A 24,491-nucleotide genomic window follows, 5' to 3' on the forward strand; every position below is an offset into this window, starting at 1 on the left:
CGACTTGAGGTTGGGCAGTTGTGGTTTTGTTTTTCGGCCGCTTTCCTGCTGGCGCTGTTGTCGGTGCTAGAGCGCCCTGGTTCGGCTACTGGCCGTAAACGCCTTGGTACCGGGCGTAGAGCGCTTCAATCTGCTGCCTGTCGATAGGCTTCGGCTCTCCCAGCTGCCGGGAGATATGCACGGTGCGCGCCACCTCCTCGCACATCACGGCGGCCTTGACGGCGGCGCGGGCATCCTTGCCGATCGTAAACGGACCGTGGCTTTGCATGAGGACTGCGGGGGAATTTGATGCTTTCAGGGTTTCCACGATTCCTTGCCCGATTGAGTCGTCGCCGATGAGTGCGAAGGGGCCAACAGGGATGTCTCCGCCGAACTCGTCCCCCATCATGGTCAAGACACAGGGGATCGGCTCCCCCCTGGCGGCCCAAGCGGTGGCATAGGTGGAGTGGGTGTGAACCACGCCGCCGACATCAGGCATGTGCCGGTATACGTAGCCGTGCGCTGCGGTGTCCGAGGACGACGACAGATCCGGGTTAACCCACTCGCCGTCCACGGGGGAGCCGAAGAAGTCTGTAACCACCATCGACTCGGGGGTGAGGTCCGCGTAGGAGACGCCTGAGGGCTTGATGACCATCAAGTCCGCGCCCGGAACCCGGGCCGAGACGTTGCCGGCAGTCCAGACGACCAGTTCATAGCGCGTCAGTTCGGAGTGGAGTGTGCAGACTTCGGCGCGCAACCGGGAGATCGTGTCCAAAAGCGCGCTCATGAGGAGACTCCCGTCTTCGCGACTTCCGTGGTGGATTGGGCGCGTAGGGCCTCCCGCTGAATTGCCTTGAGCCTGTGCATCACATCGTTGCCGCCTCTGCCGAAGTAGTCGTGCAAAGCTGTGTACTCGGAGAAAAGCGCGCCGTACGCCTCCACGTTCTCGGGTACCGGGGTGTACACGTCGGCCGGAGCGCTGCCCATCGCGGCAGATGCCGCTTCCACGTTGGCGTAGCAACCGGCAGCAACGGCGGCGTGGATGGCCGATCCAAGGGCTGGAGCCTGCGCGGAACCCACGGTCGAGAGAGGCAAATTGGTCACATCGGAGTAGATCTGCATCAGCAGCGCGTTCTTCACGAGCCCACCGGCTATGACAAGTTCCTTCACGGGCACGCCGGCGGAATTGAACGCTTCGATGATGATCCGGGTGCCGAAGGCCGTTGCTTCCAATAGTGCCCGGTAGATCTCCTCGGGCTTGGTTGCGAGAGTCTGACCCACGATCAGGCCGGAAAGCTCGTGGTCCACAAGCACCGAGCGGTTGCCGCTGTGCCAGTCGAGGGCGAGCAGACCGTGCTCGCCGATCCTCTGGTCGGACGCAAGCTCGGTCAGGTATTCGTGGATTCCAATGCCCTGGCCGGCGGCCGCCTCATGATACGCCGGCGGCACGCCCTGCTTGACGAACCAGCCGAAGATGTCACCAACGCCGCTCTGCCCGGCCTCGTAACCCCAGTGGCCCGCAAGGATTCCGCCGTCGACGACCCCGCACATGCCTGGAACGTCGCGCAGTTCCGCGCCGTTCATGACGTGGCAGGTGGAAGTACCCATGATGGCCAGCAGCTGGCCCGCCTCGATGGCCTTCGCCGCCGGAGCGGTGACGTGCGCATCCACGTTGCCGACGGCGACCGCAATGCCGGCAGGCAGTCCGGTCCAGGCAGCGGCTTCGTCAGTCAGAGTGCCTGCGGTGTCACCCAGCTGGCCTATCCTGTGCTCGACCTTGGCTGACACGAAGTCCTTGAAATCCGGATTCAGCGCAGTCAGGAAATCCTCCGACGGGTAGCGGCCGCCTTGGTAGATGCCCTTGTATCCAGCGGTACAGGCATTACGCACATATTCGCCAGTCAGCTGCCAGACGATCCAGTCGGCGGCCTCCACCCAGCGGTCCATTGCTCTGTAGACCTCTGGATCATCCTCGAGTAGCTGCAGGCCCTTGGCAAATTCCCATTCGGAAGAAATCAGGCCGCCGTAGCGGGGCAGCCACGACTCACCCCGCTCGGCTGCGAGCTTGTTGATTCGATCCGCCTGCGGCTGCGCCGAGTGGTGCCGCCAGAGCTTCACGTATGCATGCGGCCGGTCGGCGAAGCGACCCAGCTCGTTCAGTGGAGTTCCATCAGCCGTCGTAGGAATCATGGTGCACGCGGTGAAGTCGGTGCCGATGCCGATTACCTTCGCGGGATCGATGCCGGCTGCCTTGACCGCGGCGGGGACTGCGTTGCGCAGAACCTCGCGGTAATCGTTCGGAACTTGCAGCGCCCAGTCCGCGGGAAGGCGTTCAGATCCCCCTGGCAGACGGTCGGTCATGACGGCGTGAGGGTACTCAAAGACGCCGCTGCCGAGCTCAGCACCGTCGGATACCCGGACGACGACTGCACGGCCGGAAAGAGTCCCGTAGTCGACGCCAATTACATAGTGCTCCGTGGAGTCCATCTGGTCCAAAGGTTTCCTTCCGTTGCCTCGCTAGGAGGGGCCGTCTTCGTCGGCGACAATTCGATTTGGGCCTTGCTCGGCAGCATCGGGATGACGCTTCGTGGCTGGCCGCGTCGTGGGTCGAACGGCTCTTGCTAGCTCTAACCGGGCTGCTCGCGACCGGCAACCGCCGGACAGCCTGTCTGACGTAGCCGTGCGGCTTGCTGTTTATCCGGTTTCCCGGGCTGCTAGGCGACTTGCAAACTTTTGCATAGAACGCCTTTGTTAGATTCCGCATGAGCTGTATTAAGGCTAGGTGAGAATTCGCCGGAGGGGCTTGTAGAAGACTGCTCTTAAATTGTAAAAAACCCGCATCGCCCCCACCCTGTACGGCGCGGCAGTCTCAACTCACAAGGCCGGCAATGAACGTTGCCGATAGGCTCGCGTTGTTATGGTCATGCAGACGGAATCGCGGCCCCATGGGCGCCCTGTCTGTACCTACGACGTTAGTCTTCGAGGAATGCGGGGCTAAAAAGCAACTGCAGGCCCTCGGCCATGGTGGGGTGCGTGATGACGGCATCTCGGAGTTGCTGGAAGGGCAGGCCGCCCAGCATGGCCATCTGCACTACAGCGATGACCTCGCTGGCTTCGGCACTGATCAGGGCCGCCCCGAGGATGAGGTCCGTGTCGCTGTCCACCACGGCTTTCCATGCGCCGTCCAACTCGCCCAAGGTCCGCGCCCTGGGAATCGCCGTGACCGGCATCCGGGCCACCCGGATGTTGTGTCCGGCCTCGCGCGCCTCTGTTTCGCTCAATCCCACGCGGCCCAGCTCCGGGGTGACGAAGACGGTGTACGGGACCAGCCTGCCGGTGGTGGCTTGGAGGGGGCCTGCGCCTGAGAGGTTGGCCTTGAGGATGCGGTAGTCGTTCCACGAAGCGTGGGTGAACTGCGGGCTCCCGGCCACGTCTCCGGCGGCCCAGACCCCTGAAGCCGTCGTGCGAAGGTGTTCGTCCACCTTGACGAATCCGCGTCCGGTGAGCTCGACGCCGGTGCGTTCCAGTCCTAGGCCGGCCGTCACCGGTTCACGCCCCAACGCCACGAGGACGTCCTCCGCGGAGACCGAGCCGCCGTCGGACAACTCCACGGTGACGGTCCCGTCCCCGTCCCGGGAGACCTGGACCGCTTCGACACACACCCGGAGATCGACGCCGTCGCGCACCATCGCGTCGGCCACAGCAGCTGCAACGTCGGGGTCCTCGCGGGCAAGCAACTGCCGTGCCCGCTGTATGAGCGTCACCTGCACGCCCATAATGCTCAGCATGGACGCGAATTCCGCGCCGACGTATCCACCGCCGAGGATGACCAGGCTCTTGGGCAGGCTCTCCAGCCGGAGGATGGACTCACTCGTCTGGACTTCGGCACCGGCCAGCCCGTCGATGGGCGGAAGGGACGGGACCATGCCCGTGTTGATGACAACGTTGGTTCCGCTGACCGTGCGGGTTCCGCCGTCGTCGAGGGCTACTTCCACCGTGCGCTCGGCGACGAACTTCGCTTCGCCGATGACCAGGTCCATGCCCGAGGCGATGAACGATTTTCGTTGGCCGGCCACCATGGTTCCCACCACGTCTTCCTTGCGGTGCCTCAAGAGCGCGACGTCGACGGCGACTTCCGCCGCCCCCGTGATGCCGAACTCCGCCGCGCGGCGCATGCCCCTCAGGAGCCTGGCACTGTTGACGAGGGTCTTCGTGGGAATGCAGGCGACGTTGATGCACGTTCCGCCGATCATGCCGCGTTCCACCATGGCCACGCGCTGACCCTCCGCAGCCAGATCCATGGCGAGCGACTTGCCGGCTTTCCCGCCCCCGAGGACCAGCAGATCGAACTGTTCAGACTGCATTGCGTTTCGCCTCCTCCTGATAGACGGGGCTAACAACGACACTACATCTGGTCCCTTGGCTGGAATAGGGTACGCCGGGGCCACATCCTGCGTGTACCAAGGCCGGAATTGCTGACGGATCGGGCCCGGTGGGGGTACGTTGTCCCCATGGCGAGCGAAGCAACCACCCTCACCGTTGACGGACCAAATGGCCCCCGAGAGGTTCGGATCTCCAGCCCGAGCCGGGTTCTCTGGCCGGAATTGGGCCTGACGAAGCTGGACCTGGCGCGCTATATCGCCGAAGTCGGGGATGCGTTTATCTCCGCGAACGGTGACCGGCCGGTCTCGCTCCAGCGCTTTTCGGAGAACATCGACGGCGAACACTTCTTTTCCAAGAATCCGCCGAAAGGGACGCCCGACTACGTTCGGTCCGTGACCGTGATTTATCCGAGCGCACGCTCGCACCCGCAACTTGTATTCGACGAGCCTGCGGCGGCTGTCTGGGCGGTGCAGATGAACACCGTGGTTTTCCATCCATGGCCCTCGCGCGCTGAAAACCCGGACAATCCGGATCAGTTGCGCATCGATCTTGACCCTCAGCCCGGTACGGACTTCGACGATGCCATCCCCACAGCCTTGGAGCTGAAAAAGGTGCTTGGGGAGGCCGGGCTGAACGCCTTCATCAAGACGTCCGGCAACAGGGGGCTGCACGTCTACGCCCCGATCAAGCCCACCCGCGAGTTCCTGGACGTGCGCCACGCCGTGATCGCGGCTGCCCGGGAACTTGAGCGGCGCATGCCGGACAAAGTGACAACCAACTGGTGGAAGGAGGAACGCGGCAAGCGAGTGTTCCTGGACTTCAACCAGGCCAACCGCGACCGCACGATCGCCGGTGCCTACAGTCCGCGCGCCCTGCCGCACGCCCCGGTTTCCTGCCCCATCACTTGGGACGAATTGGAAAACATCCGTCCCCAGGACTTTACGATCCTCACGGTTCCGGAGCGACTCAGGACCGTCGGTGATCCGTGGGCGGATATGAATGCGCGGCCAGGCGTCGTCGACACGTTGATGGAATGGTGGGAGCGCGACGTGGCCTCCGGACTCGGGGAGCTGCCTTTCCCGCCGGACTACCCGAAGATGCCGGGCGAACCGCCCAGGGTCCAGCCGAGCCGTGCGCGAAAGGACAATGGATCGTCATAGCGACTCCGCGGCGCACTGAACCTGGGCAAGTCAGGGGCCGGGCAAGACGACGGCGCCGCCCCCCTAGGTGGGGAGCGGCGCCGTCGTCGCTTAGCGGACCGTGGTGCTACGGCATCACGTGCTCGTGCGCGGCGATGTCGAGAGCTGCTTCCTCAGATTCCGCAAGCTCGTTCTCGGCCGCGACATTCGTCTTGCGCGCGAGAAGCCAGTAGAGCACGGCTGCGACGGGAAGCCCGATGAACAGGGAGATGTCTGCACCGCTCATCGCCTGGGCGACGGGGCCGACAAAGAGCTTCCCAGCGGAGAAGAAGGGAATCATCACCGCGAAGCCGACGAGGTACGAGATGATGCCGGGCCACCCCCAGCGGCCGTAAATGCCGTTGGGCTTGAAGATCTCGGCGATGGCGTAGTGACCCTTCCTGACCACGAAGTAGTCCATGAGATTCACTGCGGTCCAGGGGATGAAGAAGTACAGCACCAGCAGCAGGAAGTCGTTGAAGTTGGCCAGGAAGTCCTCGGAGGCGATGTTGGCAAGGACCACGGAGATGGCGGCCGTAATAGCGATGGTGACAATCCGCAGCTTGAGGGTCGGCTTGATCTTCTTGAGGCTGTCGATCGAGGAGATGAGGGTCAGCGAGCCGCCATACATGTTCAGCGCCGTGACGGAGACGAGGCCGAGCGCGGCGATGAAGAGCGCGATCGAGCCGAACCCGCCGAAGAGCTTGTCCGCCGTCGCCTGGATAGATCCGATGGTGTCGAAGTCCTTGCCCGCGGAAGAGGCGATGAACGCTCCGAGGAACATCACCCAGATTCCGCCGAGCGCGCTGCCCCAGAATGTGTAGCTGAAGGTTCGGCGCGCGGCGCTCGGGGGAAGATACCGGGAGTAGTCGGAAACATAGATCGCCCAGGAAATCTGGTACCCCGCGGCAACACCCAACTGGGCGAGGAAAGGCACCGGCTGGAAGTCGCCGAGGTTGAATGCACCGGCAGGGAGGTCAAGCCTGGTGATCGCCGCGATGGTCAGCAGCGCGAGCATCGCGATGGTGAGGTAAGTCAGGTAGCGCTCGAAGCGGTGGATCAGGTCATAACCGAAAAGGGCGACGACGACGGCAACCACCGTCACGACCCAGAACCAAAGGTTGTCCGAACCGACGTGAACGGAGCCGGCGATGGCCTGCCCGGCCAGCACAGTGTTGAAGATATTGAAGCCGGCGTACTGCAGGTAGGCGAAAAGCCAGACCAGGAGCGCGCCGACGTACCCGAATTGCGGGCGGGACTGGATCATCTGAGGCAGGCCCAGTTGAGGCCCCTGGGATGAGTGGGCCGCCATGAAGAGGGTCCCGACGAGCACGCCGAGGGCGATCGCGATCAGGGACCAGGCCAGGTTCCCGCCGGTGGTGACGCCGATGAGGCCAACTGCCAGCGTGGCGATCTGGGCGTTGCTCATGAACCACAGTGGTCCAATACTGGAGACTTTTCCGTGGCGCTCGTCCAACGGGACGTAGTCGATAGAGCGGACTTCAAGTCCGCCGCTTTGGGCTTGGCCCGTTGTTGAGGTGGTCAAATTCCATCTTTCCTTGAACTCGAGTCGGCCCCCTCTGGGATCCGATCGCCGCCAGTAATGGCAGCCGCACATTGTGGCCTGCACAACATTCGAATAGAGACTATGGGCGTCAGAAGCGCGCTGAATATGTGCGGTTGCACGGTCGGGCGCCCTCGGTTCTAGGCGGCCGCACGGTTTGGAACCGTAGCGCGCAACGTTTGTTTAGCCATCGTAAACTAACGGGCAACGGGAGCGGTACTTGGCTACTTCTTCGTGCGAGTTTCCACCCAGAGCCAGGTGGAGCCCCGAAAGGCCTTCCTTCAGCTACCAAACGGCGGCACGATGAAGAAGAGCAGAACCCGTCCGAGGAGGGAAGGGGGAGGGCAGCGTGGATGAGCAAGGATCCAATCGACGCCTGAGCTTCCCGGCATGGGAAGTCGGGCCCGTGGCAGTCGGACTCGGCCTGGTGGCCCACGTGGTCTCAGGTGGCGTGGCTCCGGGGCTTCCAGTGCTGCTGGCGCTGATGGCTGTGCTGAGCATGTGCGCTTCGCTGCTCGCTCGGATAAAGCTGCCGACTTGGATATTGCTCGTTCTCAGCGGCGTCGCCCAGCAGGTTCTGCATCTGGCCTTCGACCGGCTCTCCGGGACCTTCACAGTTGTGGCGCCCGTGGAGCATCAGCATGCAGCGACGGGATTGCCGCCTGGCCAGCTGACCGCACCGCCTTCCTTCGCGTCCGGGCACTCACCGGACTTAATGGTGGACACCCACGTGGCCGCAGCCTTGCTGACAGCGCTCCTCGTCTCCCGGGCGGACATTTCGCTTACGCGTGCGTGGGCCCTACTCCAGCGCGTGTCTCCGGGAGGTCCAGCCCCATCCCATCACGGTACTTCCCAGCCATTCCCCAACGCCGCGTCTGCAGGCACGCCCAAACCATCGCCCAAGGCGCGGAGGTAACCGGCGAACCCGTGGGGTGCCCGGCCTTGCAAGCGGCTCGAGGTGACGACCCTGAGGGTGTCCGTCGCGACGACGGCACTACCGGCACGCCGGAGACGCTCCGCCAGGATCCGGTCCTCGTGGATACGCACGGGCTCGAAACCGCCGACGCGGAGATAGTGCGATGCACGGACGCCGAAGTTCGCGCCGAACACGTGGGAGTGGTCCTCGGTGAAGCGATGTGTGCGCGCCCACGCTTTGAGCAAGCGCCCGTCCAGCTCGCCGGGGTCCGGTTCCACGGTGCCCAGTACCGCGTCGGCCCCTGACTCGGCGAGTTCGACTTGGCCGCAAAGCCAATGCGGTGGAACCTCGGAGTCGGCGTCGGTATTGGCCAGCCAGACCTGCTCGGGGGCTGCAGCTGTTGCGGCGAGCGCGGCGCGGATGCCCGCCGCCCTGCTGGCCCCTGCACTGTGGAGCCGAACGTCGAGGAGGCTGAGGCAGCCGGCAGGACCGGCGGCGTCGACGGCGGCTTCCCGCGTGCCGTCGTCGCACGCGTCCAGCACCACCACGACGCTGATGTCCACGCCAGGCCGCACTGCGCGCAACTCGCTTGAGGCGCGGAAAATGGAGCGGATCGCACGGGCGATGCGCTCGGCCTCGTTACGGGCCGGAACGACGACGGCGACATGGCTGATGCGGCCCTCGAATGGTCGGACGTTTGCGGATGGCGTGCCATCGAGGGGCCGCTTGCCGCCCTGAAGGCTAAGCGCGGGCATCGGCGCTTCCAGGCCCGGCCGCTACGAATGTCTCAAGAATGAAGGCCTTCTCCCGATAGACCGAGGCGGAGGGCCACCCCAAGCGTGCCCGTGCGGCGGCATGGACGCCGTCCCCATCCAGCGACCAGCCCGAAATCGGCCCGCGCCAATGGCACATCACCAACGTCCCGCCCGGCATGAGGGAATCCATTGTCTTTTCGAGCACGGCGTCCAACTCGGCGGGGGTCAAATAGTAGCCCACCTCAGAGATGACAATGAGGTCGAACCGGCCATCGGGCCATTGGGTGGGTACCGTCATGTGCGCTGTGGTGACTCCGGGGTGGCCGGCAAGGCGGGCAGCCGCCGATGCGAGGGCCTGGCCGCTGGCGTCCACGCAGAGAAGTTGCTCGCAGCGTCGGGCGAGTTCGACGCTCAGCACTCCCGTGGAGCAGCCCAGTTCGACGCCCCGGGCGTAGCGCGGATTGGGCAGCGCCGCCAGGGTCAAGGCGCGCTTGCGTTTCTCGTACCAACTGCTCGAATAGTCCCAAGGGTCGCTGGAGGCCGCGTGTACGGCGTCGAACACCCGTTCCGCGTCCGCCGCTGTGTTGCTGCCCCGCGGGGGAGTCCAAGCAAAGGTCTCCCACGTCCGCCGGAAGTGTTCGACGAAGCTTTCCTGCAGGAGTGCTTCGTCACCAGGCTCTCCTGAGAGCGGTTCCATCTGTGACCGGTGGGCCTGCAAGGCCTTGGACTTGGCCTGCCGGCTGCGCGGCGTCAGTTCCGATCGCACCCAGCGGCGCCATCGATCGTCAGAGGCGCTGGCCCAAAGCCAGTACCAGATGGGGTATTCGAGGAGCCCGTAGCCGCCTGCTTCGGCGAGTTGCGCGGCAACGGAACCGGCGACGTCATGATCGGTGTGACCGTCGCCGCGCAAGGGAGCGACGAGCACTACGTCCGAAGGTGCGTTGACGCCGGCAGCGTTTCGGATGGCAGCGTCCAGCGCGTCGTGGAGTTCTGGGCGGTGATGTCCAAGCTGACCGTCGGGGAGGCGGAGGAACGTCCAGCGGCCGCCCAGGCCGAGCGCAGCCATCGCGTCCCCGAACTCGCGCAGCCGCAGCGCAGCCAACTCATCAGGCGAGGTGGTCGGCGAGTCCGGGTGCGAGGCCTCGCCCGCGCTGCACAGCACCACCGAGACAGCGGCCCCCAACTCCACCAGCCGGGCAATGAGGCCACCCGCACCAAGCGTCTCGTCGTCGGGATGGGCGGCGAGCACGACGACGGTTCGCTCGGCCAGTTCGGCGTCGTCCAGCGGGAACTCGGGCAACGAGCCGATCCCGGCCTGAAGCCACTCGACCTCGGCCGTACCTGCATCGGCGTGCGTAAAAGTCACCACGCGCTTTCCCCCTTCAGGACCAGGGAACCGAGTTGGGCGTCGTCGCGCTGGCCGTGATGTTGCCGGACGTAGATTCGAAGATCGGAAACCCGCTTCGCATGGCGCTCATCCCGGGCGAGCGGGCCCGGACCCAGGTTCTCGCCGACAGCTTCCTGAATTCTTTCCACTATGGCAGCCACGTTCCCCCTGACCCGCAACGCGTGTGCCCACGCGCCGTCGGAATCTTCCCGATCGCCGAGGGTGCCGCCGTCGATCCCGGCAGCTGCGCCGCGGAGCAATTCGAATCCTGAAGCGAGCAAGCGGTCCGCTTCACCAAGGCCTGAAAGCGCGATCTGGTCCGGTTCCCGCCGCCCGAGGGCGTCCCTGAACGTACGGACCAGGCCGACGGCTCCGCCTAGCCAGCATGCGGCGACGCCGATGCCTCCCCAGGCAAAACCGGGCCGTTCAAAATACCAGCCCGGCTCGCCGACGGGGACAGCGGGGACGTCCGTGAAATGAACCGTACCGCTAGGAATTTCGCGAAGCCCGTGGCTGATCCACAGCGGTTCTTCGACCTCCACTCCAGGGGAGCGCAAGTCGACGGCGAATGCCTGGCGGCTGCCCGACTGGGTCTTCGCGGTGACGATTGCATGGTCGAGGTAGCCCGCCAAGGAACACCATGGCTTCGAGCCTGAAAGCGTCACACCGGACGCCCCCGAGACGCCGGCAGTGGCAGCGGGGCCGGTCGCTCCGGGACGTGAAGCCGGGCGGATGCCGTGCGCCTCGAGGACATGGGCCGGGCCCTCAGCGGCGAAGACTCCCCACGTTCCGTTGAATAACGCCTGCTGGCCCGCTTGCTTCAGGATCGCGCCGGCGTCCAGGTGTGGTTCGAAGACGCGCGCAGCAGCAACGTCCACGGCCGCCAGCGAGGCCAGGATTTCCCACAGCCGGGCCGTCTGACCTTCGCCGGGAGCCGGCGCCGTCCGGCCTGTCGACTCCGCGAGTGCCAGGAGGGCGGGGACATCGCCTATCCGCTCTTCGGCCTGCGATAACAGGAGTTCGACGTCGTCAGGCAGCGGATCTTTCCCAAGCCGCACGCCTTTGCTGGTGTTGTCCTTTGACGGGCGGTGCCTGCCCATTTCTGCCTCCGCATCGCCTCGATCAACCGATTCCCTGCCGCTAATACTAAGCAGCCTTATTACCAGCTGGCCAGCCAACCCACCGATTGACGGACCTGTTGCCAGATCAGTCAGCGGGCTGACTGTCTGTAGTGAAGGTCCGAAACCACGCGATGCGCATTCAAGCGTCCGGGACCCGCCGGAGAACCCAGCACATCCAAGCCGCCGAAGGCCTCGACGGCCTTTTCCACGAGCGCCTGCAGACCCCCGACCGAACTGACGTCCACTTCCAGTCCGACGGCTTTCCCGCCGGCCGCCTTGACGCGGGCGATCAGGGACGAGGTCTCCTCCGGGTGCGCCACGTAGTCGATGACGATGTTGGCGCCCGCGGCCGCGGCGGCGAGCACGATCGCCTCGCCGATTCCACTGTTGCCGCCCGTCACGATGACTGTCTTGTCCTTCAGCAGCATGGCTGTTGTTCCGTCATGTTGCCGCCGCGGCCTTGGCGGATGAACTGTTTCGCCGCCAGCTGGGTGCCGAAGAACGCGCTCTTGAGGTTGATGTCTAGTACTTTCTGGAATTGCTCTTCAGAGGTCTCCAGCACGGAGGTCCGCGTTTCGATGCCCGCGTTGTTGACCATGACCTCGACCTCGGTCTTCGTCGATGGCGGCTTCATGGAAGGAAGCGTCGGCCTGTAAGCGCGTCAACAAGGGGCTCGCCGCTGAAATCATGCCTTCTCGTCATGCCTTGCGGTAGCAAGCTTGGACCGGACCCGGACGAGAGGTGCGTGCGGATCCTGCGGTTGGGGAATCGCCGCGAGAGCGAACTGGTCAATGACACCGGGCCGGAAGACGAGGCACTCCGTCGAGCCGCCGAACTGGAAGTACCCCAGTTCGTCGCCCTTGTTCACATGGTGGCCCGGGACGATCTCCGGATCGATGACGCAGGAAGAGACCTCGACCATGCCCACCGGGATCACTGCCATGAGGCCGATAACGGGATCGTCGGCCTGGATCAGGATGATCGCGCGGGCCGCGACATGGGCAAGATAGGACTGCGAGAAGATCGGCTCGACGGCGTCGGCGCCCTCTGAGTCGGCCTCGGAGAAATACGTGCCGTCCTTGAGGTACGCCCGCACGATCGTTCCGGCGACGGGAGCGTGCCACCGGTGATAGTTCAGCGCACTCAGGAACGCCTGGTACACCGTTCCGCCCACGAACTGATCCACCGACTCGTCCCGGGCGAGCAGGTCCTCGAGTGAGTAGGGCTGGTTCTTGACCCAGAACCGGCTCTGGCGTTGAACGTCGGAGCTGATCTTGTAGGGGGTCGACTCGCAGGCGCTGACGATGACTTTGTCGTCGTCGGGTGCGGCGATGGGCCTGGAGGTCGCGGTGAGCCGGCGGGTGAAGAAATCGTTCCACGACGTGAAGCCCCAGTGCTCGGCGTCTGCATCGTATTGATAGTCGTCCATCCCGACAACTTGCCGCGCCTTCTCCGACATCCAGCCGGAGGGCGAGTCATTCAGCACATAAAGGGAGTCCGCGCTGCTCAGGAACTCGCACCACGCATTCAGTACCTTGCGGAACATGGCGACGATCCTGGGGTCGCGGTGGGCCGCAAATCCCGCCTCGGTTCCCATGGTCCAATCAAGGATCGCTGTCAACGGTGTGGTGACCATGCCGCCTTCGCTGAACTCCGGGGCGGTTGTCAGGACCTCGTTGATCAGCAGGAGCATCTGGTCAACGCTCGTGAGATGCCGTTTGCGGTAGGGCTTCGACTGCGGAACCTGCTCGATCATCCCCGTCATGTAGAGGCGGACAACCGGATCGCTGGCAATCAGTTCCTTGAACTCCGTGATCACGGGATGCAGGGGGGCATCCTCGCCCCGGGCCTCGGCCCGTTCCCGGTGACCGGCAATCCATTCCTCTAGCTCATCTTGTCGCTCGGGCAGCCAGCCACCCAGTCGTCGGACACGGTCGGATGAAGCGTTGATTGTCATAGTGCGGAGCCTACGCCCCTCCGAACCGGGACGCGAGGAAGGACCCGCGGGCCGGGGAGGCCCAGGATCACCACCTAGAAGACCGGCCGCCAGGTCTCGACGGCGCCATCGCGGACTGCCACTACCTCGCGCCAGCGGTCGAACACCGAACAAGGATGGGAGATGCCCAGGTCCACGACATCGCCGACCTGCAGGCCTTCGGCGTCGTCCACGATGGCGTGGTGGTCAAACAGGCGGGTCAGTGTCGCGCCGGCCCCGGAGGCCAGGAGGGCCCCGTTACGGTACCGGGAAACGATCACCGGCAGCCCGGCGTCGTACGCCAACTCGCGCTTGCCCGCGTTCAGGATTACGCGCCCCGCTTCGGGGGCCGAGATGACGAGTGCCCGAACCACCACGGCGGCGGTGAGGCCGGGGACTGGCGAGACGCTCTGGTAGGTGCCGTGGTCGTGCACCACGTAGCAGCCTGACCGGAGCACGTTGACGGAGGCGGTGCGCGGCAGGAACGCCGCCGCACGGTCCTGGAACGCAGAGCCCCCGTTGCTGAATACCGGCAGCTCCACTTCGAATGTCGCGTGCAGTTCATCGAAAATGTCCCGGGCCAAGCGGCAGTGCGAATCGATCCCGGCCAGGTTTTCATCAGTCCGGGTGTTTGGCGCCACGCCCTCGTAGGCACTGACGCCAGCCAGCAGCAGCCCGCGGGCGGCACCAATCCCAGCGGCCAGGGGCCCGGCCTCGGCCGGGGTGCGGATCCCGGTTCGGCCGCCCGGGGTTCCGACGTCGATCAGCACCTTCAGTGGCCGCGGCGATTCTTCGAACACCTCGGCCATGGCCTGGACGCCTGCCGCCGAATCGGCCAGGCAGTAGATCTCCAACCCCGCGGAGGCCGCCAGCCAGCCACGCAACTGCTCAAGGTGGCCGGGGAACAGCACCTCGTTCGCGATGAGGATCCGGGTAGCACCCCACTCGATGGCCTGCGCGGCCTGGGCGGTGGTCGCCACGGTCACGCCCCAGGAGCCGGGCAACTGCCGGCGCACAATCTCACCCGTCATCGTGGTCTTGATGTGCGGGGCCAGCACCATGCCGCGGTCCCGTGTCCACGCCTCTTTGATGCCGATATTGCGCTCGACGGCGGCAACGTCCAGGAGCATCTGCGGCAAATTTTGGAGTGGGAGGGTGGCGTCAAGGTGCGGCATGCGGTGCGTTCTTTCAGGACCGTTCGGGAAGGGGTGGGTACCGGGAAATCCTATCCGGGTTCAGTAAATAGAGAATTCTGGGCGGATCTCGGTGAATGACAAGTAGTGGCCACTCGGGCGGTAACCGGGCGGAATGAGTATGGTCATTGACGTGTCGGATCGTTCAGGCGAGTCGTCGTGCGGCTGGCTGCCACAAGCTGAGTTCAGGCCATAGGAGGTCACGATCATGTCCGTCATCATTGCAACCAAGATTTCCGGCGACACGAGCGTTTTCGTCAAGTCCCTCGAGGAGCGTGCGGACGAGTACCGCCAGATGGGCGAGCGCGGCCGGGCGGCGGGCGCGATCCACCATCAGTTCGCGGTCGGGGACGGGTTTGTCCTCGTGGTCGACGAATGGGAATCGACAGAGGCATTCCAGAAGTTCTTTGGTAATCCCGAAATCCAGGCGTTCATCGGCTCGGCTGGCGGCGATCCCAATGTGGCGCCTGTAATCACGGTGGCGGAAGCTATCGACTCCGCGGACAAGTACTAGCTGAAAATCCAGTACTAGCCGAAAATCCGGGCCGGTCGCGGCATGTCGGTCACCGTCAATCTGCAGACCGTTCGCCCGCGGAAGCTGGCCGCCGTCCGGCGCGAGGTCACACCGGACGATGTCCGCTCGGCATGGGGGCCTGCGGTGGCAAGGTCTGGGACTTCATCCGCAGTCAGCCCGGTTTGTGGACCGGCGGGCACAACATCTTCGTCTACGGGGATCCGAGGCCCGATCCCGCCGACACTGAAACGACGGTAGTGCACCTGCTGAAGTAGAAAACGCCGCGCCTTGTGTTCTCCGCGGGACACGCCGGGGCCACATTTCGTCGAGTAGCCGGATCCGGCGCAATATGCCGAGCATAAGGGGCCCGCTGGTTCCCCGAATGCGCAGAGATGTCGCGCAATTAGGAAGCAGGCTTACTATGGTGGGAGTATGCCGGACTTAAACGACTGGACGACTCCGCGGTTACTCTCAACTGCAGCCCGATTGGTCGAGCATGCCTGGAATGAAGAGCTTGCCGTTCTGGGCTTAACCCATGCGGGGGTCATCGCGTTGGAAGTTCTCGATGCAGAAGGGTCCATGGTGCAGGCCCGGCTTTCAGCCAAAGTCAGGGTGCAGGCGCAGACCATGGGACAGACACTTTCGAGGCTGGAAGCGCACGGGCACATTTCCCGGGAACGTAGCCATCATGACGGCCGCTCCCAGCGGGTGGCTGTTTCCGAGTCGGGTAGGACGGCCCTCGTCAAGGCCCGGGCGCTTGACCGGAAACTGCCTCCCCGCGACGAAATCGGCGCGGAGGAACTGCGCGACAAGCTGGTGGTTGTTATCCGCTGGCTAGGGTCTGCCCGCTGGGGCGAAGAAGCGCCCGAGTCCGTGCCGACGGCAAGAGTAAAAAATCTGCCCGAGCAGGGCTAGGGTGCGTGGAAGCTGAATGGACACCACTCGACGCGCCAGTGCGCAGGACCTCCACAGGGCGGCGGCCGAGCTCCTCCGGCTCAACGATCTGGGCACCATGACCACCGCGGCGCCCAGCCTTTACCCCCATATGTGGAGCCGGCGCGCCCGTCACCAACCGCCTCTTGTGGGCGTATGTCCCTTGCGGGCATCGTCGGGCATTGCCATTTCGGCACGCAGGCCCAAGAGCCGGATCGGACGGCCCGCCTCGATTCCGGCGGCGAGGTCCAGGGCCCGCGCGAGGATTTCGTCCCGGTCGAATGTCTCCGGAATCTTCTTCCCCTGGGTCGTGGTGGAAAACGGCGCATACCGGACCTTCAGGGTCAGCCCAATGACAGGCCGTCCTTCGGCCACAACATCTTCAAGGACACGCTCCGCCAGCTCCCGCACGGCGTCCGCCACCTGGTTGGGATCGATCAAGTCCTGCTGGAAGGTGGTCTCGCGGCTATGCCCGCGGGCAACCCAAGGGGTGTCATCCACCACGCTGGCGCCGTCGCCTCGTCCAAGTTGCGCGTACCACGGACCCATCTTGGGGCCGAACTCAGGGACCAGGTCCTGGGGGTCGGACGCGGCGAGCTCGGCGACCGTGCCGATACCGTGTTTGGCCAGCCGGGCCGCCACCCTGGTGCCGACGCCCCACAGGTCCTTCGTGGGCCGGCCGCCCATGACGTCGAGCCAGTTTCCGGCGGTGAGGCGGAAGACGCCGGCCGGTTTGCCGAACCCCGTGGCTACTTTGGCCCGGACCAGGGTATCGCCGATGCCCACGCTGCAATGCAGCCGCGTTCGCTCAAGGACGGCGGCCTGTAGCCGCCGGGCGTAAGCCTCCGGATCCTCCGTCTCGACCCCGACGAAGGCTTCGTCCCAACCCAGCACCTGCACTGTCGCGCCGGGCTGTGCGCGCAGGGTAGCCATGACGGTTTCGGACGCCGCGAGGTAGGCCTCCTGATCGACGGGCAAGATCACGGCGTCGGGCACCTTCCGGGCGGCAATGCGCAAGGGCATTCCCGAACCCACTCCGAACGCCCGAGCCTCGTAAGACGCCGTCGACACGACCGCCCGTTCCGTGGGGTCGCCCCGACCGCCGACAATGACCGGCTTGCCCGCAAGCTCCGGCCGCCGGAGCACTTCGACCGCCGCGACGAACTGGTCGAGATCGACGTGCAGCACCCACGGGATTGCGGTGATTCCCATAAGCGCCCCCTTGCACGAACGGCCAGCCGAGACCGCCCTCCGCTTTGACGTCGAGGAGGATATCGCGGAATCGACATCCACACGCCTATCTTTCGGCGCGCGCTGCGCGAAGGCAAGAGCTTGCCCGAAAGCTACCAATTCAATGGACTGGTGCTTGGTGCTTCGAGTTGGACGTCGTTGCTCAGTCCACCCCATCAAACAAAAGGGCCAGGCAGTCGGTGTAATCGGTCATGGTGTCCGCGAAGTTGCGCAGCTGGAGACCGCCGCTGGTCGCGAGCGCCAGCCCGTCGGTTCCGGCTGCGTCGGGGTGGCAGAGGAGTGGCTCGCAACTGGTTCCGTTCGCGGTGAGCGTTGCGATTCCCCAGGGATGGCTGGGGTCGGTGACTGCGATCCCTGCCGCGTCGAAGGTGTCGCGGAGGACATATCGCGTGACTGTCCGCCAGGACTGGAGGAACTGTGGCTGCAGTTGTTCAATGAGTTCATCGTCGTTGCTGTCGTATGCGCGGCCGAGGTCTGTTGAGAGTTCGTCCCACTCCCGCGCGTCGCGGACCATGAGGTGTCCGGCCCGGAGACGGGCGATGGTTTCATTCAACGTCATGGTCTGTCCCCAAACTTCCTGTTGTGTCTGTCCCTGCCGGCAGAAGCAGGTCATTAACGGAGAGAACGGATGGGGCCCCGGCAAGATTCCCGGATGCGGCCAGCTGCCCGGAAGCGTGCATCGGAAGGTGAGTAGTTCCTCACCGGGCGTGTGCCCCGTGACGTCCGGAGATGACGCGGGTGGTTGGGGCTCAACTTCCCATGTCGTCAACACCCGGTGGGCGCGCAGCGGCGTGCCTGGCCCGCGCCGCCGGTTCAATCGAGTCCACAGCATAGGGTTTGGTGGCCGAGCGCTGCAGCGGAAGGCGCAGACGTGCCTGATAAGGGCCGTTCCGGAACGTGGCGCGGGGGTCCATCTGCAGAACCAGCAGTGGCTCTTGGCGGGATGCGTCCACCCGGAGCAGCATTCCGAGCCGGCGACCATCGACGAGCAGCGGCGTAGCCGGCTCTACCGCCGTCTGTTCGAGTAATGCCTGATATTTAGGTCCCGCCGCCAGGAACAGAATTCCATGGGAGAGCCCGACGACCCGCAGCGGGATTACCGTGCCAGGCTGCCGCGCGGGGCTGGAGTGCGCTTCGCGGTCCGCCGTAAAGGGCTCCGTCGCTGTCTTTCGCGACCGCTCACATTCCCGGCACCTGGTCCGCGTCCCGACGTCGGCCATTAGGGTCACTAGAAGTCCGCGTGGGGCATTGTTCCATTTGTCGGCCACAACGTTGCACCAAGCGGGGTGGTACTCCTTGCCGTTCTTCAACACATAGACCTGGCCTTCGCCGAGGAGGGGTTTACCCTCCCGCCGGGCCGCAGGCTCGACAGGTTTGAACGGGCCGAGGCTTTTGTCAGTTGTGCGCTCCGCGGCGCCGCCCTTGAGATACGTGCGGCTCCAGCGATTGAGCGGTCGTTTCCGGCTGGGAATTGCGGGGCCTTCCTGTGCGGAGGGATTGCGTTCGTTCCCTCATTACCCCCCTAACTAGCTTGATGGCTTTTCGCGCAACTTGCCAGTCCGGTTGCCGCACCCCATCACCAGATACTCCCTTGACTTTCCCCTTGGGGGAGGGTGCGAAGGTGGCACGGAGGGGGCGCTGTCAGCCTGTTGGCCAGCGAAATGAATGGGAGGGGGAGTAACCCGGTATGACCAAACGGGCCATTCAGAAGAGGAAAACCATGGCAAGAACCAAGGAAGTGACTGACGCGTCCTTCGACGCCGAAGTCTTGAAGTCATCCAAACCCGTTGTCGTGGAATTCTGGGCGGCTTGGTCCGGACCCTGCACCAGGCTTGACCCGGTCATGGAAGAGCTCGCGGTCGAATACGCCGACAAAATCGACGTTGTGAAAGTCAACGTCGACGAGAATCCGGAAACCACGGGTGCCTTCGGGGTCAGCTCTGTTCCATCGGTGTCCTTGTTCAAGGATGGCGAACGAAGAATCTCCGTGATCGGCGTCGGTGCGAAGCGGTACTTCGAAGCGGAATTCGCTGAATACCTTCGCTAGGCCTCCTTCACCCCTTGAGCACCTTCACCTACAGTTGGATGTCAGTGGGGGAAGACGAGGTGCATGGTGCGAATCGGTGAAGCCGCCCAAGCGGCGGGTATGACGAGCAAGACCCTGAGGTTCTACGAGGAGCACGGGCTGCTCCCGGCCGCGAAGCGCACCGCCAACGGATATCGCGATTACCCTTGCGAAACCATCAACAGGCTCGAATTCATTCGCCGCGCCCGTGCCGCAGGGCTGGCGCTGGCGCAGATCCGCGAAATCCTCCGTCTGCGAGACGCGGGCCGCGCCCCGTGCACCCAGGTGCGCGACCTTCTGGTCGCTCAGTTGACCGACCTCGACGCGCAGATCGCGGAACTCGTCGCGCTGCGCGCCAACGTCGCGCGGTATCACGCCGTAGTGGCCGCTGCCGACCCGGATGCGTGCGACGCCGAGCGGATCTGCAGCTACCTCTGAAGGGCCTCTGAAGGGCCACATCGAAACCGGAAGTACCTTTGGGCGGGAGGCTTTGCGCGTGGCACCTCGATACGGCCTAGGCATCGCCGCCGCGGCAACCCGCCTCCAGGCTGGGGCAACCCCTACCAGCCAGGCTCCATCACCGTGGACGGTCAAAGGGCGGTCTTCCGTGACAACAGCGGCCATACGGTGAGCTTCCACGCACGAGCCGGCGCCACGGGCCTCCTGAGAACCTGTTCCTGAGGCTATGTTGGTGAGGGCAATGAAGCGATTCGTCTTGGCCCTGCTGGCCGCGGTCCTGTTGTTGTGCGCGTGTTCCGGCCTTGGCGGTCCCGATGCCCGGCGCGCCGGCGTTGTCACCGGCGTCGTCCTGACCGCCCCGGTGTGTCCCGTCGAACGTGTCGGTCAGGAGTGTCCGCCTCGATCCGTCGCAGGGGCCGGTTGTCGCCTTGGCAGGTGAATCTGTCCGCGGCTCAACACTGACCGATGGAACCGGGGCATTCAGTCTCACCTTGCCTGACGGTCGATACCTCATCAAAGCAAGCAATGTTGGGGGTTACGTCTCGACGGCAACCGAGCCGGTGGTCATCTCGGAGACCCCCGTTCACATCACGCTTGTCGTGGACAGCGGCATTCGATGAGCGGGCTACTCGGCGGACGGTCGTTTTCGTTGTTGTTTCGTTGCCGCCCGGTGCTCCTTTGCGGCCCGGTGCCGGCGTTTCGAGCTCCGGGTGGGTTTAGTCGTGCGGCGGGCGGCGGCTTCGGGAGCAAGCCCCTCCGCTACGAGGCGGGAGAGCTTGGCCAGTGCGATCTCGCGATTACGCAGCTGGGAGCGCTGCTCGGAGGCGGTCACCGTGATCACCCCGGCGATGAGGCGGCCTCCAAGACGGGCGACCAGCAGCAGCCGTTGCTCGTCGGAAAGGGCCGCGGAGTCGGCGACGTTCCACGACAGTTCGACGCGGCTGTCCGAGGTATTGACGTGCTGACCGCCCGGCCCTGACGAGCGGGAGAACCGCCAGCCGAGTTCCGACGTCGGAATCGTGAGCGTCGGCGACACTTCGAGATCCATGCTGCCAGCGTTTCACGATATGGGTCGAAACAATGTCCCGACCCGTGCTTGTCAGTGCCCCGATGCCTTCGCGGCTTTGACGGCGGCCTTGGCAGCCTGCTTGTTGGCGCGTACCTTTCTCAGCGACTCCGGATCCACGATGTCGGCGACGGAAAGAAACGCGCTTTCCTGGCCGTAGGCGCCCGCAGCCTCACGCCAACCTTGTGCCTGGAGTCCGCGCTGCTTGCCGAGGAGCGCCAGGAAGATCTTTGCCTTTTGCTCTCCGAAGCCGGGCAATCCCTTCAACCTGCGGAGGACCTCCTGGCCGTCAGGCTCGTCCTTGGTCCAGATGGCGGTTGCGTCTCCCTGCCAGTCGTGCTGAACGACTGCGGCTAGATCCTGGACGCGGCCGGCCATGGAGCCAGGGAAACGGTGGACTGACGGACTCTCCTTGAAGACCTCAACGAAGCCCGCAGGGTCATATCCGGCAATTGCAGCCGGGGACAGGGAGCCGATGCGCTTGCGGATCTTTGCAGGTCCGGCAAACGCGGACTCCATGGTTACCTGTTGGTCAAGCAGCATTCCGATAAGAAGTGCGAAAGCGTCATCGCTGAGCAGCTGGTCGGCGGCGGGGTCGCCAGTAATGTGCAGTTCCATGCGCCCATCCTCCCACCTGCCTTGGGTCGCGTCATGGGGGGATAAGCGCTCGCAGGCTTTCGAGCTCAGCCATGTCATCGGCCGACGTGATCACTTGGAAGCGGGTGTCTGGCTTTCCTAGGACCGGGAGGGCCACGCAGCAGGGCCGGGTCGTGCCCTAGTGTCGTTTTCAAGACCGCCGAGTTATATCGAGGGAGTAGCGATGAGAGTTGCAGTGACGGGTGGAACCGGAAAACTGGGCCGGCACGTGGTCCGCCGGCTGAACGCGGACGGGCACCAGGTGTTGAACCTGGACCGGGCGGGCGAAAGGAGTCCGGGCCTGGCGATCGTCGACCTGCGCGACTATGGCCAGGTGCTGGATGTTTTCCTGGGCCTGGACGACCGGCACAGTGGCTTCGACGCCGTAGTGCATCTCGGGGCCATTCCGGCACCTGGCATCGTTCCGGACGTTGCGACGTTCCATAACAACATGCTTTCGACGTACAACGTGTTCCAAGCGGCCCGCCGCGCCGGCATCAAGAAGGTTGTCTACGCCTCAAGCGAGACAGTGCTGGGTTTGCCGTTCGATGTCGACCCTCCCTACATCCCGGTCGACGAGGAGTACCCGGCCAGGCCGGAAAGCACCTATTCGCTCGTGAAGCATCTGGAAGAGCAGATGGCGATCGAGTTGACGCGCTGGGATCCCGAGCTGAGCATCGTGGGGCTGCGGTTCTCCAATGTCATGGACGAGGAAGATTACGAACGGTTCCCGTCCTTCGACTCGGACGCCAGGCTGCGTAAGTGGAACCTGTGGGGATACATCGATGGCCGGGACGGTGCGCAGGCAGTGGCGCGGGCGCTTGAAAACGGCAAGCCCGGATTCGAAGCATTCATCATCGCGAACGCGGACACCGTCATGAGCCGCTCAAGCGCCAGCCTGGCTGCGGAGGTTTTCCCCGAGGTCAAGGTCATCAAGGAACTGGGAGAGCACGAGACCATGCTCTCCATCGACAAGGCCAGGCGGCTGCTGGGCTTCGAGCCCGAACACACATGGCGCACCTTTCATTCGAACCGCACTACCCCCACCGAGGATTGAGGAACAGCATGCAATACCGCACTCTGGGCAACAGCGGCGCAGTGGTTTCGAACTACGCGCTGGGAACCATGACATTCGGGGCCGAGGCCACCGAGGAAACTTCCCGGGCCATCCTGGACGACTACGTCGACGCCGGTGGAAACTTCATCGACACCGCCGACGTCTACAGCGCCGGGGTGTCGGAAGAGATCATCGGCCGCTGGCTGGCCGAACGGCCGGACGCGCGGGACCGCGTGGTGCTGGCCACCAAGGGCCGCTTCCCCATGGGCACCGCCCCGAACGACGTCGGCACTTCCCGCCGCCATCTGAACCGGGCGTTGGACGATTCGCTGCGCCGTTTGGGCGTGGAGCAAATCGATCTCTACCAAATGCACGCGTGGGACCCGATTACACCGTTGGAGGAGACGCTGCGCTTCCTGCACGACTCCGTCAGCAGCGGCAAGATCGCCTACTACGGCTTTTCCAACTTCCTGGGGTGGCAGTTGACCAAGGCCGTCCATGTGGCCAAGGCCTTCGGCTGGAGTGCGCCGGTGACCCTGCAGCCCCAGTACAGCCTGCTGGTCCGCGAGATCGAATCGGAGATCGTTCCGGCTGCGCTGGATGCGGGCGTCGGGCTGCTGCCGTGGTCTCCCTTGGGCGGCGGATGGCTGTCCGGTAAGTACAAGCGGGACGTGCCGCCCACCGGTGCCACCCGCCTGGGTGAAAACCCGGAACGTGGCATGGAGGCGTGGCAGGCCCGCAACGCGGATCGACGCACCTGGGATGTCATCGGCACAGTGGAAAAGATCGCAGCGGATCACGGCGTGAGTGCCTCCCGGGTTGCCCTTGCATGGTTGGCCAACCGGCCCGCGGTGACCTCCGTGATCCTCGGTGCCCGCACCACGGAACAGTTGGCGGACAACCTGGCCGCAGCGGACCTGGAACTCAGCCCCGAAGAAACCGGCCGGCTCGACGAGGCCAGCCAGCCCCGGGTGGGTGTCTATCCGTATGGCCCGATGGCCCAGAACCAGCGCAGCCGGAAGATCGAGGGCGGCCGGTAACGCTGCCGGGTCGCCGGATTTGTTCCTAGCCGGTTTCGCTCTGGATGCGGTCGTTCACGCTTTGGGGCATGGTCGAGCATGCGTCGTTGTCCGAGCGCTGGTTGGCATGGCTGTCGGCCGTGTCTGTGATGCCGATCGTCGCGACGGCAGCCTGCCACCCGCCCAGGCCGACGATCTGCCGGGGGACCCAGACGTTCGCGGCTCCGTTCACAAGATTCCACACGGCGGGGTTGACGCCGGAACCGAGGTAGATGCCCCCGTTGGGATCCCGCTTGACCAGGTCCGGCAGCGGAAGGACGCCCATCAGCTGAGCTGATTGGTAATCGGACATGTTCCAGGGCGGTGTTCCGAAGTAGTACCAGCTGGCGGCGCAGACGCCGTACAAATGGGGGCCGAACTGGGCATAGTTCAGATAGAGCTCGAGGGTGCGCTGAGGGGTCAACGTGTAGCTGAACTGGGTTGCCAGGACGGCTTCAATCCCTTTGCGTACGGCGTTTTGGTCGTCCCAGAGGAAAATATTCTTGACCAGTTGCTGGGGGATGGTGGAACCGCTGGGGTCGGGCTTTCCCTCGAAATACGCTTGTGCCCTGGCTTGGAGGTCTCCGAGGTCGAAGGCCCCGCTGCGTGTGCCGAGCTGTTCGTCTTCATGGGCGATGGTCGCTGCCAGCAAGTGACGGCTCATGTGGTTGATCGACACGAACTGGTAGACGTTGGGCTCACCCGCCTCCAGCATGTACGCCGTGCGCGTCGGGGTCACGCCCATGCTGAACATGAAGGCGATGATTTGGACCAGGACCAGCGGGGCGATCAGGGCCAAGAGGAGCTTGCGGCGCCATTTCCGTTTGGATCGCTTGGGCTTTTTGCCGTCTGAGGAAACCGGCGGCTGGGCCGGGTCCGGCTCGGTGACGGATCGTTTCCCCCGGGCTTGGACAGCTCCCCGCGGCTCCCCTGGGACAGGCACTGGGTAGCTGATGACTTTCGCCCGCGCCGCGTCAGGGCGGCCCGCTGGAGGCCGGTTC

At 64.6% G+C, this 24,491-nt stretch carries 25 protein-coding genes; 9 read left to right on the top strand and 16 right to left on the bottom strand.

What is annotated here, in order from left to right:
* Positions 1–85 precede the first annotated feature (85 nt).
* The 3 genes from J2S96_RS02030 to J2S96_RS02040 form a co-directional block, all read right to left on the bottom strand.
* Positions 86–766, bottom strand: coding sequence for an L-ribulose-5-phosphate 4-epimerase (locus tag J2S96_RS02030; RefSeq protein ID WP_306859377.1), 681 nt, complete (start codon positions 764–766; stop codon positions 86–88).
* Entirely contained in the window at positions 763–2,466 is a 1,704-nt protein-coding gene (gene araB / locus J2S96_RS02035) for a ribulokinase (protein WP_306859880.1), read from the bottom strand. Before araB ends, J2S96_RS02030 begins: the two co-directional genes overlap by 4 nt.
* Positions 2,467–2,951: 485 nt before the next feature.
* The gene (locus J2S96_RS02040) at positions 2,952–4,343 is read right to left on the bottom strand and encodes a dihydrolipoyl dehydrogenase family protein (protein ID WP_306859379.1); all 1,392 of its coding nucleotides are present in this window, start codon (positions 4,341–4,343) and stop codon (positions 2,952–2,954) included.
* 147 nt (positions 4,344–4,490) lie between these two features.
* On the opposite strand from J2S96_RS02040, the gene ligD reads away from it, so the two are divergent.
* On the top strand, positions 4,491–5,522 hold the full coding sequence (gene ligD, locus J2S96_RS02045) for a non-homologous end-joining DNA ligase (RefSeq protein WP_306859381.1): 1,032 nt from the start codon (positions 4,491–4,493) through the stop codon (positions 5,520–5,522).
* 106 nt (positions 5,523–5,628) lie between these two features.
* On the opposite strand, the gene J2S96_RS02050 is transcribed toward ligD, so the two are convergent.
* A complete protein-coding gene (locus J2S96_RS02050) occupies positions 5,629–7,086 on the bottom strand; it encodes a purine-cytosine permease family protein (protein ID WP_306859383.1) in 1,458 nt (485 codons plus the stop codon).
* 367 nt (positions 7,087–7,453) lie between these two features.
* On the opposite strand from J2S96_RS02050, the gene J2S96_RS02055 reads away from it, so the two are divergent.
* A complete protein-coding gene (locus J2S96_RS02055) occupies positions 7,454–8,020 on the top strand; it encodes a hypothetical protein (RefSeq protein WP_306859385.1) in 567 nt (188 codons plus the stop codon).
* Here J2S96_RS02055 and J2S96_RS02060 read toward each other — a convergent pair.
* The 7 genes from J2S96_RS02060 to J2S96_RS02090 form a co-directional block, all read right to left on the bottom strand.
* The gene (locus J2S96_RS02060) at positions 7,945–8,775 is read right to left on the bottom strand and encodes a glycosyltransferase (RefSeq protein WP_306859387.1); all 831 of its coding nucleotides are present in this window, start codon (positions 8,773–8,775) and stop codon (positions 7,945–7,947) included. The two genes, J2S96_RS02055 and J2S96_RS02060, sit on opposite strands and share 76 nt — an antisense overlap.
* Complete coding sequence (locus J2S96_RS02065; RefSeq protein WP_306859388.1) at positions 8,762–10,144, bottom strand: bifunctional PIG-L family deacetylase/class I SAM-dependent methyltransferase; 1,383 nt, start codon at positions 10,142–10,144, stop codon at positions 8,762–8,764. The genes J2S96_RS02060 and J2S96_RS02065 overlap by 14 nt, the downstream gene beginning before the upstream one ends.
* A complete protein-coding gene (locus J2S96_RS02070) occupies positions 10,138–11,262 on the bottom strand; it encodes an acyl-CoA dehydrogenase family protein (RefSeq protein ID WP_306859390.1) in 1,125 nt (374 codons plus the stop codon). The genes J2S96_RS02065 and J2S96_RS02070 overlap by 7 nt, the downstream gene beginning before the upstream one ends.
* A 110-nt stretch (positions 11,263–11,372) precedes the next feature.
* A complete protein-coding gene (locus J2S96_RS02075; protein WP_306859392.1) occupies positions 11,373–11,711 on the bottom strand; it encodes an SDR family NAD(P)-dependent oxidoreductase in 339 nt (112 codons plus the stop codon).
* Positions 11,702–11,917 carry an SDR family NAD(P)-dependent oxidoreductase gene (locus tag J2S96_RS02080; protein ID WP_306859394.1) on the bottom strand — a complete coding sequence of 72 codons (216 nt, stop codon included), beginning with the start codon at positions 11,915–11,917 and terminating at the stop codon, positions 11,702–11,704. The genes J2S96_RS02075 and J2S96_RS02080 overlap by 10 nt, the downstream gene beginning before the upstream one ends.
* A gap of 51 nt (positions 11,918–11,968) precedes the next feature.
* A complete protein-coding gene (locus tag J2S96_RS02085) occupies positions 11,969–13,240 on the bottom strand; it encodes a phosphatidylserine decarboxylase family protein (protein ID WP_306859395.1) in 1,272 nt (423 codons plus the stop codon).
* A 74-nt stretch (positions 13,241–13,314) separates the two neighbouring features.
* Positions 13,315–14,433 carry an alanine racemase gene (locus tag J2S96_RS02090; RefSeq protein WP_306859397.1) on the bottom strand — a complete coding sequence of 373 codons (1,119 nt, stop codon included), beginning with the start codon at positions 14,431–14,433 and terminating at the stop codon, positions 13,315–13,317.
* 226 nt (positions 14,434–14,659) lie between these two features.
* Between J2S96_RS02090 and J2S96_RS02095 the strand changes: the two genes are divergently transcribed.
* Together J2S96_RS02095 and J2S96_RS02100 are read left to right on the top strand one after the other, a co-directional pair.
* Positions 14,660–14,965, top strand: a complete 306-nt coding sequence (locus J2S96_RS02095; RefSeq protein ID WP_306859399.1) for a hypothetical protein — start codon at positions 14,660–14,662, stop codon at positions 14,963–14,965.
* A 432-nt stretch (positions 14,966–15,397) separates the two neighbouring features.
* Positions 15,398–15,880: a MarR family winged helix-turn-helix transcriptional regulator gene (locus tag J2S96_RS02100; RefSeq protein ID WP_306859401.1), complete on the top strand. Its 483-nt coding sequence runs from the start codon at positions 15,398–15,400 to the stop codon at positions 15,878–15,880.
* Between the two features lie 150 nt (positions 15,881–16,030).
* On the opposite strand, the gene J2S96_RS02105 is transcribed toward J2S96_RS02100, so the two are convergent.
* Together J2S96_RS02105 and J2S96_RS02110 are read right to left on the bottom strand one after the other, a co-directional pair.
* Complete coding sequence (locus tag J2S96_RS02105; RefSeq protein WP_306859403.1) at positions 16,031–17,110, bottom strand: DNA polymerase IV; 1,080 nt, start codon at positions 17,108–17,110, stop codon at positions 16,031–16,033.
* Between the two features lie 181 nt (positions 17,111–17,291).
* Complete coding sequence (locus J2S96_RS02110) at positions 17,292–17,708, bottom strand: hypothetical protein (protein WP_306859405.1); 417 nt, start codon at positions 17,706–17,708, stop codon at positions 17,292–17,294.
* Between the two features lie 1,161 nt (positions 17,709–18,869).
* Between J2S96_RS02110 and J2S96_RS02115 the strand changes: the two genes are divergently transcribed.
* From J2S96_RS02115 to J2S96_RS02125, 3 genes are all read left to right on the top strand, one after another.
* Entirely contained in the window at positions 18,870–19,196 is a 327-nt protein-coding gene (locus J2S96_RS02115; protein WP_306859407.1) for a thioredoxin family protein, read from the top strand.
* A gap of 66 nt (positions 19,197–19,262) precedes the next feature.
* Positions 19,263–19,652 carry a MerR family transcriptional regulator gene (locus J2S96_RS02120; RefSeq protein ID WP_306859882.1) on the top strand — a complete coding sequence of 130 codons (390 nt, stop codon included), beginning with the start codon at positions 19,263–19,265 and terminating at the stop codon, positions 19,650–19,652.
* A gap of 262 nt (positions 19,653–19,914) precedes the next feature.
* Positions 19,915–20,112 (top strand): hypothetical protein, encoded by a 198-nt coding sequence (locus J2S96_RS02125; protein WP_306859409.1) that lies wholly within the window; start codon positions 19,915–19,917, stop codon positions 20,110–20,112.
* A 186-nt stretch (positions 20,113–20,298) separates the two neighbouring features.
* Here the strand turns inward: J2S96_RS02125 and arfB are convergent, their stop codons facing one another.
* Together arfB and J2S96_RS02135 are read right to left on the bottom strand one after the other, a co-directional pair.
* On the bottom strand, positions 20,299–20,721 hold the full coding sequence (arfB, locus tag J2S96_RS02130; RefSeq protein ID WP_306859411.1) for an alternative ribosome rescue aminoacyl-tRNA hydrolase ArfB: 423 nt from the start codon (positions 20,719–20,721) through the stop codon (positions 20,299–20,301).
* Positions 20,722–20,772: 51 nt separating this feature from the next.
* Positions 20,773–21,357, bottom strand: coding sequence for an HhH-GPD-type base excision DNA repair protein (locus J2S96_RS02135; RefSeq protein ID WP_306859413.1), 585 nt, complete (start codon positions 21,355–21,357; stop codon positions 20,773–20,775).
* Positions 21,358–21,559: 202 nt separating this feature from the next.
* Here J2S96_RS02135 and J2S96_RS02140 point away from each other — a divergent pair, with 202 nt between their 5' ends.
* Positions 21,560–22,432 carry an NAD-dependent epimerase/dehydratase family protein gene (locus J2S96_RS02140; RefSeq protein ID WP_306859415.1) on the top strand — a complete coding sequence of 291 codons (873 nt, stop codon included), beginning with the start codon at positions 21,560–21,562 and terminating at the stop codon, positions 22,430–22,432.
* A gap of 8 nt (positions 22,433–22,440) precedes the next feature.
* Complete coding sequence (locus J2S96_RS02145) at positions 22,441–23,472, top strand: aldo/keto reductase (protein ID WP_306859417.1); 1,032 nt, start codon at positions 22,441–22,443, stop codon at positions 23,470–23,472.
* A gap of 25 nt (positions 23,473–23,497) precedes the next feature.
* On the opposite strand, the gene J2S96_RS02150 is transcribed toward J2S96_RS02145, so the two are convergent.
* The gene (locus J2S96_RS02150; protein WP_306859419.1) at positions 23,498–24,433 is read right to left on the bottom strand and encodes a transglycosylase domain-containing protein; all 936 of its coding nucleotides are present in this window, start codon (positions 24,431–24,433) and stop codon (positions 23,498–23,500) included.
* Positions 24,434–24,491: the final 58 nt, after the last annotated feature.

The organism is Arthrobacter bambusae, from assembly GCF_030812595.1.
Classification (GTDB): domain Bacteria; phylum Actinomycetota; class Actinomycetes; order Actinomycetales; family Micrococcaceae; genus Arthrobacter; species Arthrobacter bambusae_B.

Coding starts and splice junctions, on each gene's coding strand:
- J2S96_RS02030 (WP_306859377.1), bottom strand. CDS start 766: ATGAGCGCGCTTTTGGACACGATCTCCCGGTTGCGCGCCGAAGTCTGC.
- araB (WP_306859880.1), bottom strand. CDS start 2,466: ATGGACTCCACGGAGCACTATGTAATTGGCGTCGACTACGGGACTCTT.
- J2S96_RS02040 (WP_306859379.1), bottom strand. CDS start 4,343: ATGCAGTCTGAACAGTTCGATCTGCTGGTCCTCGGGGGCGGGAAAGCC.
- ligD (WP_306859381.1), top strand. CDS start 4,491: ATGGCGAGCGAAGCAACCACCCTCACCGTTGACGGACCAAATGGCCCC.
- J2S96_RS02060 (WP_306859387.1), bottom strand. CDS start 8,775: ATGCCCGCGCTTAGCCTTCAGGGCGGCAAGCGGCCCCTCGATGGCACG.
- J2S96_RS02070 (WP_306859390.1), bottom strand. CDS start 11,262: ATGGGCAGGCACCGCCCGTCAAAGGACAACACCAGCAAAGGCGTGCGG.
- J2S96_RS02075 (WP_306859392.1), bottom strand. CDS start 11,711: ATGCTGCTGAAGGACAAGACAGTCATCGTGACGGGCGGCAACAGTGGA.
- J2S96_RS02080 (WP_306859394.1), bottom strand. CDS start 11,917: ATGAAGCCGCCATCGACGAAGACCGAGGTCGAGGTCATGGTCAACAAC.
- J2S96_RS02085 (WP_306859395.1), bottom strand. CDS start 13,240: ATGACAATCAACGCTTCATCCGACCGTGTCCGACGACTGGGTGGCTGG.
- J2S96_RS02090 (WP_306859397.1), bottom strand. CDS start 14,433: ATGCCGCACCTTGACGCCACCCTCCCACTCCAAAATTTGCCGCAGATG.
- J2S96_RS02095 (WP_306859399.1), top strand. CDS start 14,660: ATGTCCGTCATCATTGCAACCAAGATTTCCGGCGACACGAGCGTTTTC.
- J2S96_RS02100 (WP_306859401.1), top strand. CDS start 15,398: ATGCCGGACTTAAACGACTGGACGACTCCGCGGTTACTCTCAACTGCA.
- J2S96_RS02105 (WP_306859403.1), bottom strand. CDS start 17,110: ATGGGAATCACCGCAATCCCGTGGGTGCTGCACGTCGATCTCGACCAG.
- J2S96_RS02110 (WP_306859405.1), bottom strand. CDS start 17,708: ATGACGTTGAATGAAACCATCGCCCGTCTCCGGGCCGGACACCTCATG.
- J2S96_RS02115 (WP_306859407.1), top strand. CDS start 18,870: ATGGCAAGAACCAAGGAAGTGACTGACGCGTCCTTCGACGCCGAAGTC.
- J2S96_RS02125 (WP_306859409.1), top strand. CDS start 19,915: ATGAAGCGATTCGTCTTGGCCCTGCTGGCCGCGGTCCTGTTGTTGTGC.
- arfB (WP_306859411.1), bottom strand. CDS start 20,721: ATGGATCTCGAAGTGTCGCCGACGCTCACGATTCCGACGTCGGAACTC.
- J2S96_RS02135 (WP_306859413.1), bottom strand. CDS start 21,357: ATGGAACTGCACATTACTGGCGACCCCGCCGCCGACCAGCTGCTCAGC.
- J2S96_RS02140 (WP_306859415.1), top strand. CDS start 21,560: ATGAGAGTTGCAGTGACGGGTGGAACCGGAAAACTGGGCCGGCACGTG.
- J2S96_RS02145 (WP_306859417.1), top strand. CDS start 22,441: ATGCAATACCGCACTCTGGGCAACAGCGGCGCAGTGGTTTCGAACTAC.